Consider the following 17112-nt stretch of genomic DNA (forward strand, 5'->3'; position numbering starts at 1 on the left):
TGGCGATGTCGAACAACGAGAGCGGTCTGCGGGAGTACCTCCGCCGGGCGACGGCGGAGCTGCGGGACGTCAACCGTCGGGTACGGGAGATGGAGGATCGCCAGCAGGAGCCGATCGCGATCGTGGGCATGGCCTGCCGGTTCCCGGGCGGGGTCTCCTCGCCGGAGGAGCTGTGGCGGCTGGTCGCCGAAGGCCGGGAGGGCATCTCCGCCTTCCCGTCCGACCGCGGCTGGGACCTCGACGGCCTGTTCGACGACGACCCCGAGCAGCTCGGGACGTCGTACTGCCGGGAGGCCGGGTTCCTTCACGAGGCCGGCCTGTTCGACGCCGGGTTCTTCGGCATCTCCCCGCGTGAGGCGCTGGCGATCGACCCGCAGCAGCGCCTGCTGCTGGAGACCTCCTGGGAGGCGATCGAGCGGGCCGGCGTCGACCCGCGCTCGCTGCGCGGCTCGCGGACCGGCGTGTTCGCCGGACTCATGTTCCACGACTACCTGCCCCCGCTCGCCGCCGTCCCCGGCGAGCTGGAGGGCATGGTCGGCATCGGCAGCACCGGCAGTGTGGCCTCCGGCCGCATCTCCTACACCCTGGGGTTGGAGGGGCCGGCCGTCACCATCGACACCGCCTGCTCCTCCTCCCTGGTCGCGATGCACCTCGCCGGACAGGCGCTGCGGCAGGGCGAGTGCGACCTCGCACTGGCCGGCGGCGTGACCGTGATGTCGACGCCCTCGTCGTTCGTGGAGTTCAGCCGCCAGCGCGGCCTGGCACCCGACGGCCGCTGCAAGCCGTTCTCCACCAGCGCGGACGGCACCTCCTGGGCCGAGGGTGTCGGCATCCTGGTCCTGGAGCGGCTGTCCGTGGCCCAGGCCAACGGACACCGGATCCTCGCCGTCATACGCGGCTCCGCCGTCAACCAGGACGGCGCCAGCAACGGCCTGACCGCCCCCAACGGCCCCTCGCAGGAACGCGTCATCCGCCAGGCCCTCGCCCAGGCCGGGCTCACCACCGCCGACGTCGACGCCGTCGAGGCGCACGGCACCGGCACCTCGCTGGGTGACCCGATCGAGGCCCGCGCGCTGCTCGCCACCTACGGCAAGGACCGCCAGGAGCCGCTCTGGCTGGGCTCGTTGAAGTCCAACATCGGCCACGCCCAGGCGGCGGCCGGTGTCGGCGGGGTCATCAAGATGGTCATGGCGATGCAGCACGGCGTGCTGCCGCAGAGCCTGAACGTCGAGGAGCCCACCCACCACGTCGACTGGGCCTCCGGCGCGGTACGGCTGCTCACCGAGCAGCGCGACTGGCCGCAGGCTGAGGACCGCCCGCGGCGGGCCGGCGTCTCCTCCTTCGGGATCAGCGGCACCAACGCGCACGTCATCATCGAGCAGGGCGAGAGCACGCCGGCGGAGGCCGCCCCGGCGGAGGCCGCGGGCCCGACCGCCTGGGTCCTCTCGGCCGCGAGCCAGGAGGCGCTGCGCGGACAGGCCGAGCGCCTTGCCGCGTACACCGACCAGCAGGACGAACTCGGTCTCGGTGCCGTCGCCAAGGCCCTCACCGGCCGGGCGCTCTTCGAGCACCGCGCCGTCGTCGTCGGTGCGGACCGCGAGGAGCTGCTCGCCGGGCTGCTGGGGCTGGCCGAGGGCGAGGTCCCGACCGGGGTGGCGCAGGGCGCGCCGAAGGTGGGGGCGCTGTTCACCGGTCAGGGCGCCCAGCGTGCGGGTATGGGCCGGGAGTTGTACGAGCGCTTCCCGGTCTTCGCGGAGGCCTTCGACGCCGCGTGTGCCGAACTGGACGGGCACCTCGGGCGTTCGCTGCGCGATCTGTGCTTCGAGTCCGAGGAGTTGGACCAGACCGGCTACACCCAGCCCGCGCTGTTCGCCTTCGAGGTCGCCGCCTACCGGCTGCTGGAAGCCTTCGGGGTCCGCCCCGAGGTCCTGGTCGGCCACTCCATCGGCGAGATCGCCGCCGCCCACGTCGCCGGGGTGTTCAGCCTCGCCGACGCCGCCAAGCTCGTCGCCGCCCGCGGCCGGCTGATGCAGGCGCTGCCTGCCGGTGGCGCGATGGTCGCGGTCCAGGCCGGTGAGGCGGATGTGCTGCCGCTGCTCGCGGGGCACGAGGACAAGGTGTCGATCGCGGCGCTCAACGGGCCGAACGCGACGGTGATTTCGGGTGACGACGAGACCGTTACGGCGATCGCCGAGCAGCTGGCCGAGGGCGGTCGTAAGACGCAGCGGCTGCGGGTCAGCCACGCGTTCCACTCGCCGCTGATGGACCCGATGCTGGCGGAGTTCCGTGCGGTCGCCGAGCAGATCTCCTACAGCGAGCCGACGATCGCGGTGGTCTCCAACGTCACCGGCACCCTCGCCGAGGCCGGACAGCTCACCGACCCCGAGTACTGGGTGCGGCACGTCCGGGACGCGGTGCGCTTCACCGACGGCATCACCGCCGCCGCCGAGGCCGGGGCGACGGCCTTCGTCGAGGTCGGCCCCGACGCCGTCCTCACCGCGATGACCCGCCAGACCCTCACCGAGGACACCAACCTCACCGCCGTCGCCCTCGCCCGCCGCACCCGCCCCGAGGTCGCTTCCCTGCTCACCGCCGTCGGCGGCCTGTGGGCGAGCGGCGCCCCGGTGGACTGGAACACCCTGCTGCCCGAGCAGGCCGGCCAGGTCGAGCTGCCGACCTATGCGTTCGACCACCAGCACTACTGGATCCAGGCGCAGGCGGCCGGTGCCAACCTGGCCACCGCGGGTCTCGGTGCGGTGGAGCACCCGCTGCTGGGCGCCGTCACCGAGCTGGCGACCGCCGACCAGCTGGTCCTCTCCGGCCGCCTCTCACTGGCCACCCACGCCTGGCTCGCCGACCACGCCGTCCACGGCACCGTGATTCTGCCGGGCACCGCCTTCATCGAGCTCTCGCTCCAGGCCGCCCTTCGCACCACCACCCCTCACCTGCACGAACTCACCCTCCAGGCACCGCTTGTGCTGCCGGTGGACGAGGGTGTGCAGTTGCAGGTGGTGGTGGGCGCGCGTGAGGACGGCGGGCTGCGGCCGGTCACCATCCACTCCCGCCCCGAGGACAGCGACCAGCCCTGGACCCTGCACGCCGAGGGCCTGCTGGCCCCCGCGGCCGCGCTGGGCACCGACCTGACCGCCTGGCCCCCCGCCGACGCCGCACCCGTCTCCGTCGAGGGCATGTACGACCACCTCGCCGGCCTCGGCCTCGACTACGGACCGGTGTTCCAGGGCGTGCGCGCCGCCTGGCGCACCGGCGACACCGTCCACGCCGAGGTCGAACTCCCCGAGAGCGCCCACGCGGACGCCGCCCGCTTCGGCCTGCACCCCGCCCTGCTCGACGCCGTCCTGCACACCATCAGCCTCGGACGCGACGGCGGCCTGGACCAGACCCTGCTGCCGTTCTCCTGGAACGGCGTGGCCCTGCACTCCGCGGGCGCCACCACCCTGCGGGTACGCGTCACCGGCACCGCCGGCCACACCGTGGCCCTGCACGTCGCCGACGCCACCGGCTACCCCGTCCTGACCGTCGACGCCCTCGACCTGCGACCCGTCACCGCCGAACAACTCACCACCGCCACCACCGCCGGCGCCTCGGGCGGCACCCGGTTCACCGTCGACTGGACCGAACTCGCCCTCCCCGCAGCCGACCCCCAGCCGCCGATCGGCGACCTCGCCGACCTCGACGCCCTTGACGCGGACGGCGTGCTGCCGGACGTGGTCCTCGCCAGGATCGAGGCCGCGCCCGGCGACACCCCCGACGCGGTGCGCGCCACCGCCCACCACACCCTGCACCTCCTGCAGCGCTGGCTCGCCGACGAGCGCACCACCACCTCCCGCCTGGTGGTCGCCACCCGCGGCGCCGTCGCCACCGACACCCCCGACCCCGCCCTCGCCCCCGTCTGGGGCCTGGTCCGCGCCGCCCAGGCCGAACACCCCGGCCGCCTCGTCCTCGCCGACCTCGACGACACCCCCGAAAGCCTCACCGCCCTCCACCGCGCCCTCACCACCGACGAACCCGAACTCGCCCTCCAGACAGGCACGGTGACCGTCCCCCGACTGGTGGCGTCGACCGCGGCGAGCGAGCCCGCTCCCGCGCTGGACCCGGCCGGAACGGTCCTGATCACCGGCGGCACCGGCGGCCTCGGCGCCGTCGCCGCCCGCCACCTCGTCACCACCCACGGCATCCGCCACCTCCTCCTCACCAGCCGAAGCGGCCTCCAGGCCCCCGGCGCCGAGGAACTGGCCGCCGAACTCGCCGAGCTGGGCGCCGAAACCACCATCGCGGCCTGCGACGTGGCCGACCGGGCGGCGCTGGCCGACCTGCTCGCCACCGTCCCCGCCGAGCACCCCCTCACCGCCGTCCTCCACTTCGCCGGCGTCCTCGACGACGGACCCCTCACCACCATGACCACCGGCCAACTCGACCGCGTCCTCGCCCCCAAGGCCGACGCCGCCTGGCACCTCCACGAACTCACCAGCCACCTCCCCCTGACCGCATTCGTCCTCGCCTCCTCCCTCGCCGCCACCTGGGGCAACGCAGGACAGGCCAACTACGCCGCCGCCAACACCCTCCTCAACACCCTCGCCACCCACCGCCACACCCAGGGCCTGCCCGCCACCGCCCTCGCCTACGGCCTCTGGACCACCGGCACCATGGCCGCCACCCTCACCGACACAGACCTCCGCCGCCTCGCCAACGCCGGCATCCTCCCCCTCACCGACACCCAGGGCCTCACCGCCCTCGACACCGCACTCACCACCACCCAACGCCACCTCATCGCCGCCCGCCTCGACCTCAAAACCCTCACCGACCACACCCCCCAACGCCCCCTCCTACGCCGCCTCATCACCCCCCGCATCCGCCGCGCCACCACAACCACCACCCGCACCACCACCGCCCTCCAAGACCACCTCACCACCCTCGACGACACCGCCCGCCAAACCCACCTCCTGGAGTTGGTGCGCACCCAGGTCGCCGGTGTGCTGGGCTTCGCCGGGGCGGGCGCGGTCAACGCCGACCGCCTCTTCCAGGAACTCGGCTTCGACTCCCTCACCGCACTCGAGCTGCGCAACCAGCTCAACGGCACCACCGGCCTCCAGCTCCCGGCCACCCTGATCTTCGACTACCCCACCCCCACCGCCCTGGCCCGCTTCCTCGCCGGGGAACTCCTCGGCTCGAAGACCGCCACCACCACCGTGCGCACCACCGCCGTCGACGACGACCCCATCGCCATCGTCGGCATGGCCTGCCGCTACCCCGGCGGAGTCACCTCCCCCGACGACCTCTGGCAACTCGTCGCCGACGGCCGGGACGGCATCTCCACCTTCCCCGTCGACCGCGGCTGGGACCTCGACGGCCTCTTCGACGACGACCCGGAGCACTCCGGCACCTCGTACTGCCGCCACGCCGGGTTCCTGCACGACGCCGGCCGGTTCGACGCGGGCTTCTTCGGCATCTCGCCGCGCGAGGCCACCGCGACCGACCCGCAGCAGCGCCTGCTGCTGGAGACCTCCTGGGAGGCCGTGGAGCGGGCCGGCATCGACCCGCTCAGCCTCCGGGGCAGCCGAACCGGTGTGTTCGCAGGCACGATGTACCACGACTACGCGCCGCCGCTGGCCGCCGTTCCGGGGGAACTGGAGGGCATGGTCGGTACGGGCAGCGCGGGCAGCGTCGCCTCCGGCCGCATCTCCTACACGCTCGGTCTGGAGGGCCCGGCGGTCACCGTCGACACCGCCTGCTCCTCCTCGCTGGTTGCCATGCACCTCGCCGGGCAGGCGCTGCGGCAGGGCGAGTGCGACCTCGCACTGGCCGGCGGCGTGACCGTGATGGCCACCCCGGCCGCGTTCGTCGAGTTCAGCCGCCAGCGCGGTCTGGCCGGCGACGGCCGCTGCAAGTCCTTCTCCTCCTCGGCCGACGGCACCTCCTGGGCCGAGGGCGTCGGCGTCCTGGTCCTGGAGCGGCTGTCCAAGGCGAAGGCCAACGGCCACCGGGTGCTGGCCGTCATCCGCGGCTCCGCCGTCAACCAGGACGGCGCCAGCAACGGGCTCACCGCCCCCAACGGCCCCTCGCAGGAGCGGGTCATCCGCCAGGCCCTCGCCCAGGCCGGACTGGCCCCCTCGGACGTGGACGCGGTCGAAGCACACGGCACCGGCACCACCCTCGGCGACCCGATCGAGGCCCGCGCCCTGCTCGCCACCTACGGCCAGGAGCGCCAGGAGCCGCTCTGGCTGGGCTCGTTGAAGTCCAACATCGGCCACTCGCAGGCCGCGGCGGGCGTCGGCGGCGTGATCAAGATGGTCATGGCGATGCAGCACGGCGTCCTTCCGCAGACCCTGAACGTGGCCGAGCCGACCCCGCACGTCGACTGGACGGCGGGCGCCGTCGAACTGCTCACCGAGCGCCGCGACTGGCCCGAGGTGGGCCGTCCGCGCCGGGCCGGCGTCTCCTCCTTCGGGATCAGCGGCACCAACGCCCACGTCATCCTGGAGCAGGCCGAGGCCGCGACCGTCACCGAGACCTCTCCCGTGGACGGTCCGGCGCCGTGGCTGCTGTCCGCCAAGAGCCCGCAGGCCCTGCACGGCCAGGCCGCCCGCCTCGCCGAACTCCTCGACCGGCAGGAGGAGTCCGACCTCAACGCGATCGCCGGAGCCCTCTCCGCCCGCCCGGCCTTCGAGCACCGGGCCGTGCTCCTCGGCGAGGAGCCCGCCACCGGGCTGGCCGCACTGGCCGCGGGCGGGACGGCGGTCGGCCTCGTCCAGGGCGTTGCCACGGACACCTCGAAGGTGGCCGCACTGTTCACCGGTCAGGGTGCCCAGCGCACCGGCATGGGCCGGGAGTTGTACGAGCGCTTCCCGGTCTTCGCGGAGGCCTTCGACGCCGCGTGTGCCGAACTGGACGGGCACCTCGGGCGTTCGCTGCGCGATCTGTGCTTCGAGTCCGAGGAGTTGGACCAGACCGGCTACACCCAGCCCGCGCTGTTCGCCTTCGAGGTCGCCGTCTACCGGCTGCTGGAAGCCTTCGGGGTCCGCCCCGAGGTCCTGGTCGGCCACTCCATCGGCGAGATCGCCGCCGCCCACGTCGCCGGGGTGTTCAATCTCGCCGACGCCGCCAAGCTCGTCGCCGCCCGCGGCCGGCTGATGCAGGCGCTGCCCGCCGGTGGCGCGATGGTCGCGGTCCAGGCGGGCGAGGCGGATGTGCTGCCGCTGCTCGCGGGGTACGAGGACAAGGCGTCGATCGCGGCGCTCAACGGGCCGAACGCGACGGTGATCTCGGGTGACGACGAGACCGTCACCGCGATCGCCTCCGAACTGGCCGAGGGCGGCCGCAAGACGCAGCGGCTGCGGGTCAGCCACGCGTTCCACTCGCCGCTGATGGACCCGATGCTCGCCGAGTTCCGCGAGATCGCCCAGCAGATCGCCTACAGCGAGCCCGTGATCCAGGTGGTCTCCAACGTCACCGGCACCCTCGCCGAGGCCGGACAGCTCACCAACCCCGAGTACTGGGTCCAGCACGTCCGGGACGCCGTCCGCTTCACCGACGGCATCACCGCCGCCGCCGAGGCCGGGGCAACGGCCTTCGTCGAGGTCGGCCCCGACGCCGTCCTCACCGCGATGACCCGCCAGACCCTCACCGAGGACACCAACCTCACCGCCGTCGCCCTCGCCCGCCGCACCCGCCCCGAGACCCAGACCGCCACCGAGGCCCTGGCCACCCTCTGGACCCGCGGCGCCAAGATCGACTGGTCCTCGCTGCTCCCCGAGCAGTCCGCACCGGTGGACCTCCCCACCTACGCCTTCGACCACCAGCACTACTGGATCCAGAGCCAGGCCCCCACCGGCAACCTCGCCACCGCCGGCCTGCACACCCTCGACCACCCCTTCCTCACCGCCGTCACCGAGCCGGCCACCACCGGCCAGCTGGTCCTCTCCGGCCGGCTCTCCCTCTCCACCCACCCCTGGCTCGCCGACCACACCGTCCACGGCACCACCCTGGTGCCCGGGACCGGTCTGGCCGAGCTGGCCATCCGGGCGGGTGACCAGGCCGGCTGCCCGGTCCTCGAGGAGCTGACCCTCCAGGCGCCGCTCGTCCTGCCCGAGCAGGGCGGACTCCAGGTGCAGGTCCTGGTCGGCGCGCCCGCCGAGTCCGGCCACCGCCCGGTGTCCGTCTGCTCGCGCGCCGAGGACCTCCCGCAGACGCCGTGGACCGTGCACGCCGAGGGCCTGCTCGCCCCCGCCGCGCCGGAGCCGGCGACCGCCGACGAGGACCTGGTGAACTGGCCGCCGCGCGGCGCGGAGCCGGTCGACGCCGAGGGCGCCTACGAGTACCTGATCGGACGCGGCTACAGCTACGGGCCGGTGTTCCAGGGCATGAAGGCGGTCTGGCGGCGCGACCGGGAGGTGTTCGCCGAGGTCGAGCTGCCAGAGCAGGCCCACGCCGACGCCGCCCGGTTCGGTGTCCACCCCGCCCTGTTCGACGCCTCGATGCACATGATGCTGCTGCTCGGCCGCGAGGACGGCACCGAGGAGACGCTGCTGCCGTTCGCCTGGTCCGGCGTCACCCTCCGCTCCACCGGCGCCACCACCGTCCGGGTCCGGATGTCCTACGTCGAGGACCACGCCGTGACCATCGACATCGCGGACGCGACCGGCGCCCCCGTGCTGTCCGTCGGGTCGCTCGGCATCCGGCCGGTGTCCGCAGCCCAGCTGGCGGGTTCGGGCCAGGCCGCGAGCGTGCTGTTCGGCCTGGACTGGGTGACCGCCGCCGCGGTTCCGGCCACCGCCTCCGGCACCCTCGCCGTGCTCGGCGAGGGCCGGCTGGCCGCGCTGCCGGGCGCACAGCGGTTCGCGGACTGGACGGAGCTGGCCGCCGCCGGGTCCGCCCCCGACCACGTGCTGGTCGAGGCGCCGACCGGCTCGGCCGAGGACGTGCCGGGCCGGGTCCGCGCGGCCGCGTACGGACTGCTGGACCTGGTCCAGGGCTTCCTGGCCCAGGAGAAGCTCGCCGACTCCCGACTGGTGATCGTCACCCGGGGCGAGGTCACCACCGGCACCCCGGATCTGGCGCTCGCGCCGGTCTGGGGCCTGGTCCGGGCCGCCCAGGCGGAGAACCCCGGACGCCTCGTGCTGGCCGACCTGGCCGACGACACCCCGGAGGGCCTGGCCCTGCTGGCCCGCGCCGCCACCGGCGACGAGCCCGAACTGGCGGTCGCCGAAGGCCGGGTGGCCGTCCCCCGGCTGACCCGGCAGACCGCCGTGCCCGCCGAGGAGCCGGTCTTCGACGCGACCGGGACGGTCCTGGTCACCGGCGGCACCGGAGGCCTCGGCGCGCTGACCGCCCGCCACCTGGTCACCGCCCACGGCGTCCGACACCTGCTGCTGGCCAGCCGCCGCGGTGACCGCGCCCCGGGCGCGGAGGAGCTGCGCGCGGAACTCGCCGCGCTGGGCGCCGAGGTGACGATCGCGGCCTGCGACGTCGCCGACCGCACGGCGCTGGCCGGACTGCTCGCCGCCGTCCCCGCCGAGCACCCGCTCACCGGTGTGGTCCACACCGCGGGCGTCGGCGAGAACGGGCTGGTGAGCGCACTCACGCCCAAGCAGTTCGACGGGGTCCTCGGCCCGAAGGCCGACGCCGCCTGGCACCTGCACGAGCTCACCCGCGAGCTGCCGCTCACCGCGTTCGTGCTCTTCTCCTCCGCGGGCGGCATGGTGCTGGCCGCCGGCCAGGCCAACTACGCCACCGCCAACGCCTTCCTGGACGCCCTCGCCGCCCACCGCCGGGCGGCCGGCCTGCCCGCGAGCGCCCTCGCCTACGGGCTGTGGGACACCCGGACCGGCCTCAGCGAGGGCCTGACGGAGTCGGACCTGGAGCGGATGCGCCGCCAGGGCCTGCCCCCGCTCTCCGAGGCCCAGGGCCTGGCCGCCTTCGACGCCGGCCTCACCGCCGACCGGCCCGTCCTCGTCCCCCTGCGGGTCGACCCGGTGGCCCTGCGCAACCGCGGCGACGACGTCCCCGCCCTGCTGCGCGGACTCCTCCCGGCCCCCACCCGCGGCACCGCGCAGGGTGCGGCGGCGGCCGGCGGGGTGGTGGAGCTGGAGCGCCGGCTGACCGGCCTGGCCGGGGCCGAGCGCGAGGCGGCGGTCCTGCGCTTCGTCCAGGAGAAGGCCGCAGCCGTCCTCGGCCACGCCTCCGCCGACGCGGTCGAGGCCGAACGCGCCTTCCAGGACCTCGGCTTCGACTCCCTCACGGCAGTCGAGCTGCGCAACCAGCTGAACGCCGCAACCGGGCTGCGCCTGCCCGCCACGCTCGTCTTCGACTACCCGAGCCCGGTCGCCCTGTGCGGCTACCTGCTCACCGCGCTGGCCCCGAGCACTCCGGTCGCCGGACGCGGGCTGCTCGCCGAGCTCGACGCCGTCGAGATCGCCCTGAACACCGCCGGCGCTGCCGAGGAGGGCGACCACGAGGAGATCACCGCCCGACTGGAGCAGCTGCTGGCCGGCTGGAAGAAGCTGACCCGGCCCGCCGGCGCGGAGGACGTGACCGGTCAGCTCGAAGCCGCCACCGCGGCCGAGCTGCTCAGCTTCATCGACAACGAACTCGGGCTCTCCTGAGCCGGTGCAGTGAGGAAGGCGATAACCCATGGCCAGTGAAGAGCAGTTGGTCGACTACCTCAAGCGAGTCACCGCCGAGCTGCATTCGACCCGGCAGCGGCTCCAGGAAGTCCGGGAGAAGGACCGCGAACCGATCGCGATCGTCGGCATGGCCTGCCGCTACCCCGGCGGGGTCTCCTCCCCCGACCAGCTCTGGGAGCTGGTCTCCGAGGGCCGGGACGCCGTCTCGGAGATCCCCGAGGACCGCGGCTGGGACATCGACGGCCTGTTCCACCCCGACCCGGAGCACCAGGGCACCTCGTACTGCCGGCGCGGCGGATTCCTCTACGACGCGGCCGAGTTCGACCCGAAGTTCTTCGGGATCTCCCCGCGGGAGGCGCTCAGCATCGACCCGCAGCAGCGCCTGCTGCTGGAGGCCTCCTGGGAGGCCGTCGAGCGCACCGGCCTCGACCCGCGCTCGCTGCGCGGCTCGCGGACCGGCGTGTTCGCGGGTGTGATGTACCACGACTACGGCCTGGGCGAGGTGTACGCCTCCACCAGCGGCGGCAGCCTGATCTCCGGCCGGGTCTCCTACACGCTCGGCTTCGAGGGCCCGGCGGTCACCGTGGACACCGCCTGCTCCTCCTCGCTGGTCGCGATGCACCTGGCCGCGCAGGCGCTGCGGCAGGGCGAGTGCGACCTCGCGCTGGCCGGCGGCGTGACCGTGATGGCCACCCCCGGCATGTTCCTGGAGTTCAGCCGCCAGCGCGGCCTGGCCGCCGACGGCCGCTGCAAGTCCTTCTCCTCCTCGGCGGACGGCACGTCCTGGGCCGAGGGCGTCGGTGTGCTGGTGCTGGAGCGGCTGTCGGTCGCCAAGGCCAACGGCCACCGGGTGCTGGCCGTGCTGCGCGGCTCCGCGATCAACCAGGACGGCGCCAGCAACGGCATCACCGCGCCGAACGGCCCCTCGCAGGAGCGGGTCATCCGGCAGGCCCTGGCCCAGGCCGGGCTGACCACGGTGGACGTGGACGCGATCGAGGCGCACGGCACGGGCACCACCCTCGGCGACCCGATCGAGGCGCAGGCGATCCTGGCCACGTACGGGCAGGAGCGCGAACAGCCTCTGCTGCTGGGCTCGTTCAAGTCCAACATCGGGCACGCCCAGGCGGCCTCGGGCGTCGGCGGCGTGATCAAGATGGTCATGGCGATCCGCAACGGCGTCCTGCCGAAGACCCTGCACGTGGACGAGCCGAGTCCGCACGTGGACTGGGCGGCGGGCTCGGTGGAGCTGCTGACCGAGGAGCGGGCGTGGCCGGAGCTCGGCCGTCCGCGCCGGGCGGGTGTCTCCTCCTTCGGGATCAGCGGCACCAACGCCCACGTCATCATCGAGCAGGCCGAGGCCGACGAGGCCGCCGCCGAGACCTCCCCGGCCGCCGGTCCGGCGCCGTGGCTGCTGTCCGCCGCGAGTGCGGAGGCGCTGCGCGGACAGGCCGCCCGGCTGGGCGAGTTCGTCGCACGGCGGCCCGAGGCGGCCCCGGAGGCGGTCGCGAAGGCGCTGCACTCGCGGGCGGTCTTCGAGCACCGGGCGGTCGTCGTCGGCGACGAGGCCGCCGCCGGGCTGGCCGCGCTGGCCGCGGGCGGGACGGCGGTCGGCCTGGTCCAGGGCACCGCGGCCGGCACCCCGAAGGTGGGTGCGCTGTTCACCGGTCAGGGCGCCCAGCGCACCGGCATGGGCCGGGAGTTGTACGAGCGCTTCCCGGTCTTCGCCGAGGCCTTCGACGCCGCGTGTGCCGAACTGGACGGGCACCTCGGGCGTTCGCTGCGTGATCTGTGCTTCGAGTCCGAGGAGTTGGACCAGACGGGCTTCACCCAGCCCGCGCTGTTCGCCTTCGAGGTCGCCGCCTACCGCCTGCTGGAGGCCTTCGGGGTCCGCCCCGAGGTCCTGGTCGGCCACTCCATCGGCGAGATCGCCGCCGCCCACGTCGCCGGGGTGTTCAGCCTCGCGGACGCGGCCAAGCTGGTGGCGGCCCGCGGCCGGTTGATGCAGGCGCTGCCTGCCGGTGGTGCGATGGTCGCGGTCCAGGCCGCCGAGGCGGATGTGCTGCCGCTGCTCGCGGGGCACGAGGACAAGGCCTCCATCGCCGCCCTCAACGGGCCCAACGCCACCGTGATCTCGGGCGACGACGAGACCGTCACCGCCATCGCCGAGCGGCTCGCCGCCGAGGGCCGCAAGACCCAGCGCCTGCGCGTCAGCCACGCCTTCCACTCCCCGCTGATGGACCCGATGCTCGCCGACTTCCGCGAGATCGCCCAGCAGATCGCCTACAGCGAGCCCGTGATCCCGGTGGTCTCCAACGTCACCGGCACCCTCGCCGAGGCCGGACAGCTCACCAACCCCGAGTACTGGGTCCAGCACGTCCGCGACGCCGTCCGCTTCACCGACGGCATCACCGCCGCCGCCGAGGCCGGGGCAACCGCCTTCGTCGAGGTCGGCCCCGACGCCGTCCTCACCGCGATGACCCGCCAGACCCTCACCGAGGACACCAACCTCACCGCCGTCGCCCTCGCCCGCCGCACCCGCCCCGAGACCCAGACCGCCACCGAGGCCCTGGCCACCCTCTGGACCCGCGGCGCCAAGATCGACTGGAACACCCTGCTCCCCGAACAGGCCGCACCGGTGGACCTCCCCACCTACGCCTTCGACCGGCAGCGCTACTGGCTGGCCTCCATCGAGGGTTCGGCCGACGTCGGCACCGCCGGCCTGTCGACCGTCGAGCACCCGCTGCTCGGCGCCGTCACCCAACTCGCCACCACCGACCAGCTGGTGCTCTCCGGCCGGCTCTCGCTCAGTACCCACGCCTGGCTCGCCGACCACCAGGTCCACGGCAACGTGATCCTGCCCGGTACCGCGTTCATCGAGCTGGCCCTGCAGGCCGCCCACCGGGCCGGCTGCACCACCATCGAGGAACTCACCCTCCAGGCACCGCTGCTGCTCCCGCAGGGCGAGGGCGTCCAGCTGCAGGTCGTCGTCGGCGCCCCCGACGACAGCGGCCACCGCCCGGTCACCGTGCACTCCCGGTCCGAGGACGGCGACCAGCCGTGGACCCTGCACGCGGAGGGCCTGCTCTCGCCGGTCGCCCCCGCCGACCCCGGCCACCTGGTCCCCTGGCCGCCCCGGGACGCCGAACCCGTCTCCGTCGACGGCATGTACGACCACCTCGCCGACCTCGGCCTCGACTACGGCCCGACCTTCCAGGGCGTCACCGCCGCCTGGCGCCACGGCGCCGACGTGTACGCCGAGGTCGAACTCCCCGAGCAGGCCCACAGCGAGGCCGGCCGCTTCGGCCTCCACCCCGCGCTGCTCGACGCGACCCTGCACACCATCAGCCTGGGCGACTTCGTCCAGGGCGTGGAGCCGGGCCGCCCCTCGCTGCCGTTCGCCTGGCAGGGCGTGTCACTGCAGGCGACCGGCGCATCCGTGGTCCGGGTCCGGGTCGCCTCCGAGGGCCCCGGCACGGACGGCGTCCGGCTCGACGTCGCCGACGCGGCCGGTGCCCCGGTCCTGTCGGTGGGCTCGCTGCGGCTGCGACCGGTGTCGGTGGAGCAGCTGGCCTCGGCCGGGCGCGTCTCCGACGTCCTGTTCGGCGTCGACTGGTCGAGCACGGCGGTCACCGACAGCGCCCCCGCCGGCCTGGCCGTCCTGGGCGAGGGCCTCACCGGCCTGGCCGGCGCCGACCGCTTCGGCGACTGGGAGACGCTCGCCGACACCGAGCCGCCGTACATCCTCGCGGAGATCACCGCCGCCGACGGCGAGGTCCCCGACCGGCTGCGCAGCGCCTCCTCCCGCACCCTCGAACTGGTCCAGGGCTTTCTGGCCCAGGAGAAGCTGGCCACCGCCCGTCTGGTGCTGGTCACCCGGGGCGGCGTCGCCGGCGACACCCCGGATCTGGCGCTCGCGCCGGTCTGGGGCCTGGTCCGCGCGGCCCAGGCCGAGCACCCGGGCCGGTTCGTGCTGGCCGACCTCGGCGACGACACCCCGGAGAGCCTGACCGCGCTCGCCCGCGTCACCGCCGGGGACGAGCCCGAGCTCGCGATCCACTCCGGCCAGGTGACCGTCCCCCGGTTCACCCGGCAGACCGCGCCCGCCGCCGCCGACACCGTCCTCGACCCCGAGGGCACCGTCCTGATCACCGGCGGCACCGGCGGCCTCGGCGCGCTGGTCGCCCGCCACCTGGTCACCGCCCACGGCGTCCGGCACCTGCTGCTGGCCAGCCGCCGCGGCCTGGCGGCGGCCGGCACCGAGGAGCTGGTCGCGGAGCTGGCCGGGCTGGGCGCCGAGGTCACCGTCGCCGCCTGCGACGTCGCCAACCGCACCGCGCTGGCGGGCCTGCTCGCCGGTGTCCCGGCCGAGCACCCGCTCACCGCCGTCGTCCACGCCGCCGGCGTCGGCGACAACGGGCTGGTGGACGCGCTCACCCCGAAGCAGTTCGACGGGGTCCTGGGCGCGAAGGCCGACGCCGCCTGGCACCTGCACGAGCTGACCCGCGAGCTGCCACTGGCCGCCTTCGTGCTGTTCTCCTCGGCGGGCGGCATGGTGCTGGCCGCCGGCCAGGCCAACTACGCCACCGCCAACGCCTTCCTGGACGCCCTCGCCGCCCACCGCCGGGCGGCCGGCCTGCCCGCCACGGCGCTGGTCTACGGCCTCTGGGACGCCCGGACCGGCCTCAGCGAGTGGCTGGCCGAGTCGGACCTGGAGCGGATGCGCCGCCAGGGCCTGCCCCCGCTCTCCGAGGCCCAGGGCCTGGCGGCCTTCGACGCCGGCCTCACCGCCGACCGGCCGGTCCTCGTCCCGCTGCGGGTCGACGCCACCGCCCTGCGCAACCGCGGCGACGACGTCCCCGCCCTGCTGCGCGGACTCCTCCCGGCCGCCAACCGCCGCACGGCCGTGCGGGAGGCCCGTTCGTCCGCCGATCTGGGCACCCAGCTGGCCGGCCTCTCCGCGGCGGAGCGGCAGGAGCGGCTGCTGAAGCTGGTCCGGGCCCAGGTGGCCGCGATCCTCGGGTTCGCCGGCGAGTCGGAGATCAACCCGGAGAAGCCCTTCCAGGACTTCGGCTTCGACTCCCTCACCGCGCTGGAGTTCCGCAACCAGCTCAACGCGGCCACCGGCCTGCGGCTCCCGGCCACGCTCGTCTTCGACTACCCGACCTCGACCGCCCTCGCCGGCTACCTGGCGGGCCGGTTCGGGGACGTGAAGGAGGAGGCGGACGACCTCTGGCTCTTCGCCGACCTCGACCGCATCGAGAAGTCGATCGCCCAGCAGAGCCTGGAGGCGGTGGTCCGCAGCCGGCTGAGCAGCCGCCTGCGGGACATCCTGGCCGGCCTGGACGAGGCCGAGGCCGGCGGCGCCGGTGACGACGTCGCCGAGCAGATCGCCTCCGCGACGGACGACGAGATGTTCAGCTTCCTGGAGGACCTCGGGATCTGACCGACCTCGAGGAACGACACGGACGGGCCGGGTGCTTCTCGCACCCGGCCCGTCTTCTGCGTTGTCGGGACTGGGGGGTCGGGACCACCCGGGCCACCCGCCCGCAGGCGGGGGCTTGAAACACCGGCCCCAGGACAGACGGCGGCGCCCGGCCGGGAGATCCCGACCGGGCGCCGTACCGGCTGCCGAGCCCTACAGGCCCAGCTCGTCGTCCAGTGCCGCGAACAGCTCGTCGTCGGTGACGGAGTCGAGGTCCGCCTCCTCCGGCTCGCCGACCGGCGAACCGTGCCGCAGCTCGGCGTCCTGCCAGGCCCGTAGGAGGGCCTGGAGGCTGGTGCCGACGGCGGCGTGGTCATCGGCCCGGAGCCCGCCGAGGGCGAGCGTGATCCGGTCGATCTCCTCGGCGAGCGGGAGGTCGCCACCCGGAGCGGCCTCGGCGAGGATCCGGGTACGGAGGTGCTCCGTGAGGGCCTCCGCGTTCGGCTGGTCGAAGGCGACCGTGGTCGGCAGCCGCAGGCCGGTGGCCGCGTTGAGGCGGTTGCGCAGCTCGACGGCGGTGAGCGAATCGAGGCCCAGCTTCTGGAGGCCGCTCTTCGGGTCGATGCCGTCCGGGTCCGCGTGGCCGAGGACGGCGGCGATGGTTCCCCGGACGAGGACCATCAGCTCCGACCGCTGCTCGTCCGCCGGCAGGCCGATCAGGCCGGCCGCAAGCTGCGCCGGAGCCGCGGTGACCACGGCCGTCTGGGCCGCGGCCCCCCGGCGGGCGGGCACCCGGACGAGGCCGCTCAGCATGGCCGGGAGATTGTCGTCGGCGGCCCGGGCCCGGAGGGCGGGGAGGTTGAAGGCGGCCAGGGCGACGAGCGGCTCCTCGGTGGCCAGGGCGGCGTCGAAGAGGTCGAGGCCCTGGGTGGCGGTGAGCGCGTGGACGCCGCTTCGGCTGAGGCGGGTGAGGTCGGCTTCGGTGAGTTCGCCGGTCATGGCGCCGGTTTGGGCCCAGAGGCCCCAGGCGAGGGAGTGGGCGGGCAGGCC

At 74.5% G+C, this 17112-nt stretch carries 2 protein-coding genes and 1 pseudogene; 2 read left to right on the plus strand and 1 reads right to left on the minus strand.

The window, feature by feature from the left end:
* The first annotated feature begins 5 nt into the window (after positions 1–5).
* Together ACIGZJ_RS12345 and ACIGZJ_RS12350 are read left to right on the plus strand one after the other, a co-directional pair.
* Positions 6–10619, plus strand: a complete 10614-nt coding sequence (locus ACIGZJ_RS12345) for a type I polyketide synthase (protein WP_396457109.1) — start codon at positions 6–8, stop codon at positions 10617–10619.
* 34 nt (positions 10620–10653) lie between these two features.
* Positions 10654–16083 (plus strand): annotated as a pseudogene (locus ACIGZJ_RS12350) (type I polyketide synthase); the annotation flags it as partial.
* Positions 16084–16275: 192 nt separating this feature from the next.
* Here the strand turns inward: ACIGZJ_RS12350 and ACIGZJ_RS12355 are convergent.
* The coding region (locus ACIGZJ_RS12355) for a beta-ketoacyl reductase (protein WP_396457110.1) at positions 16276–17112 on the minus strand (837 nt) is incomplete at its 5' end.

This window comes from Kitasatospora sp. NPDC052868 (genome assembly GCF_044547105.1).
Classification (GTDB): domain Bacteria; phylum Actinomycetota; class Actinomycetes; order Streptomycetales; family Streptomycetaceae; genus Kitasatospora.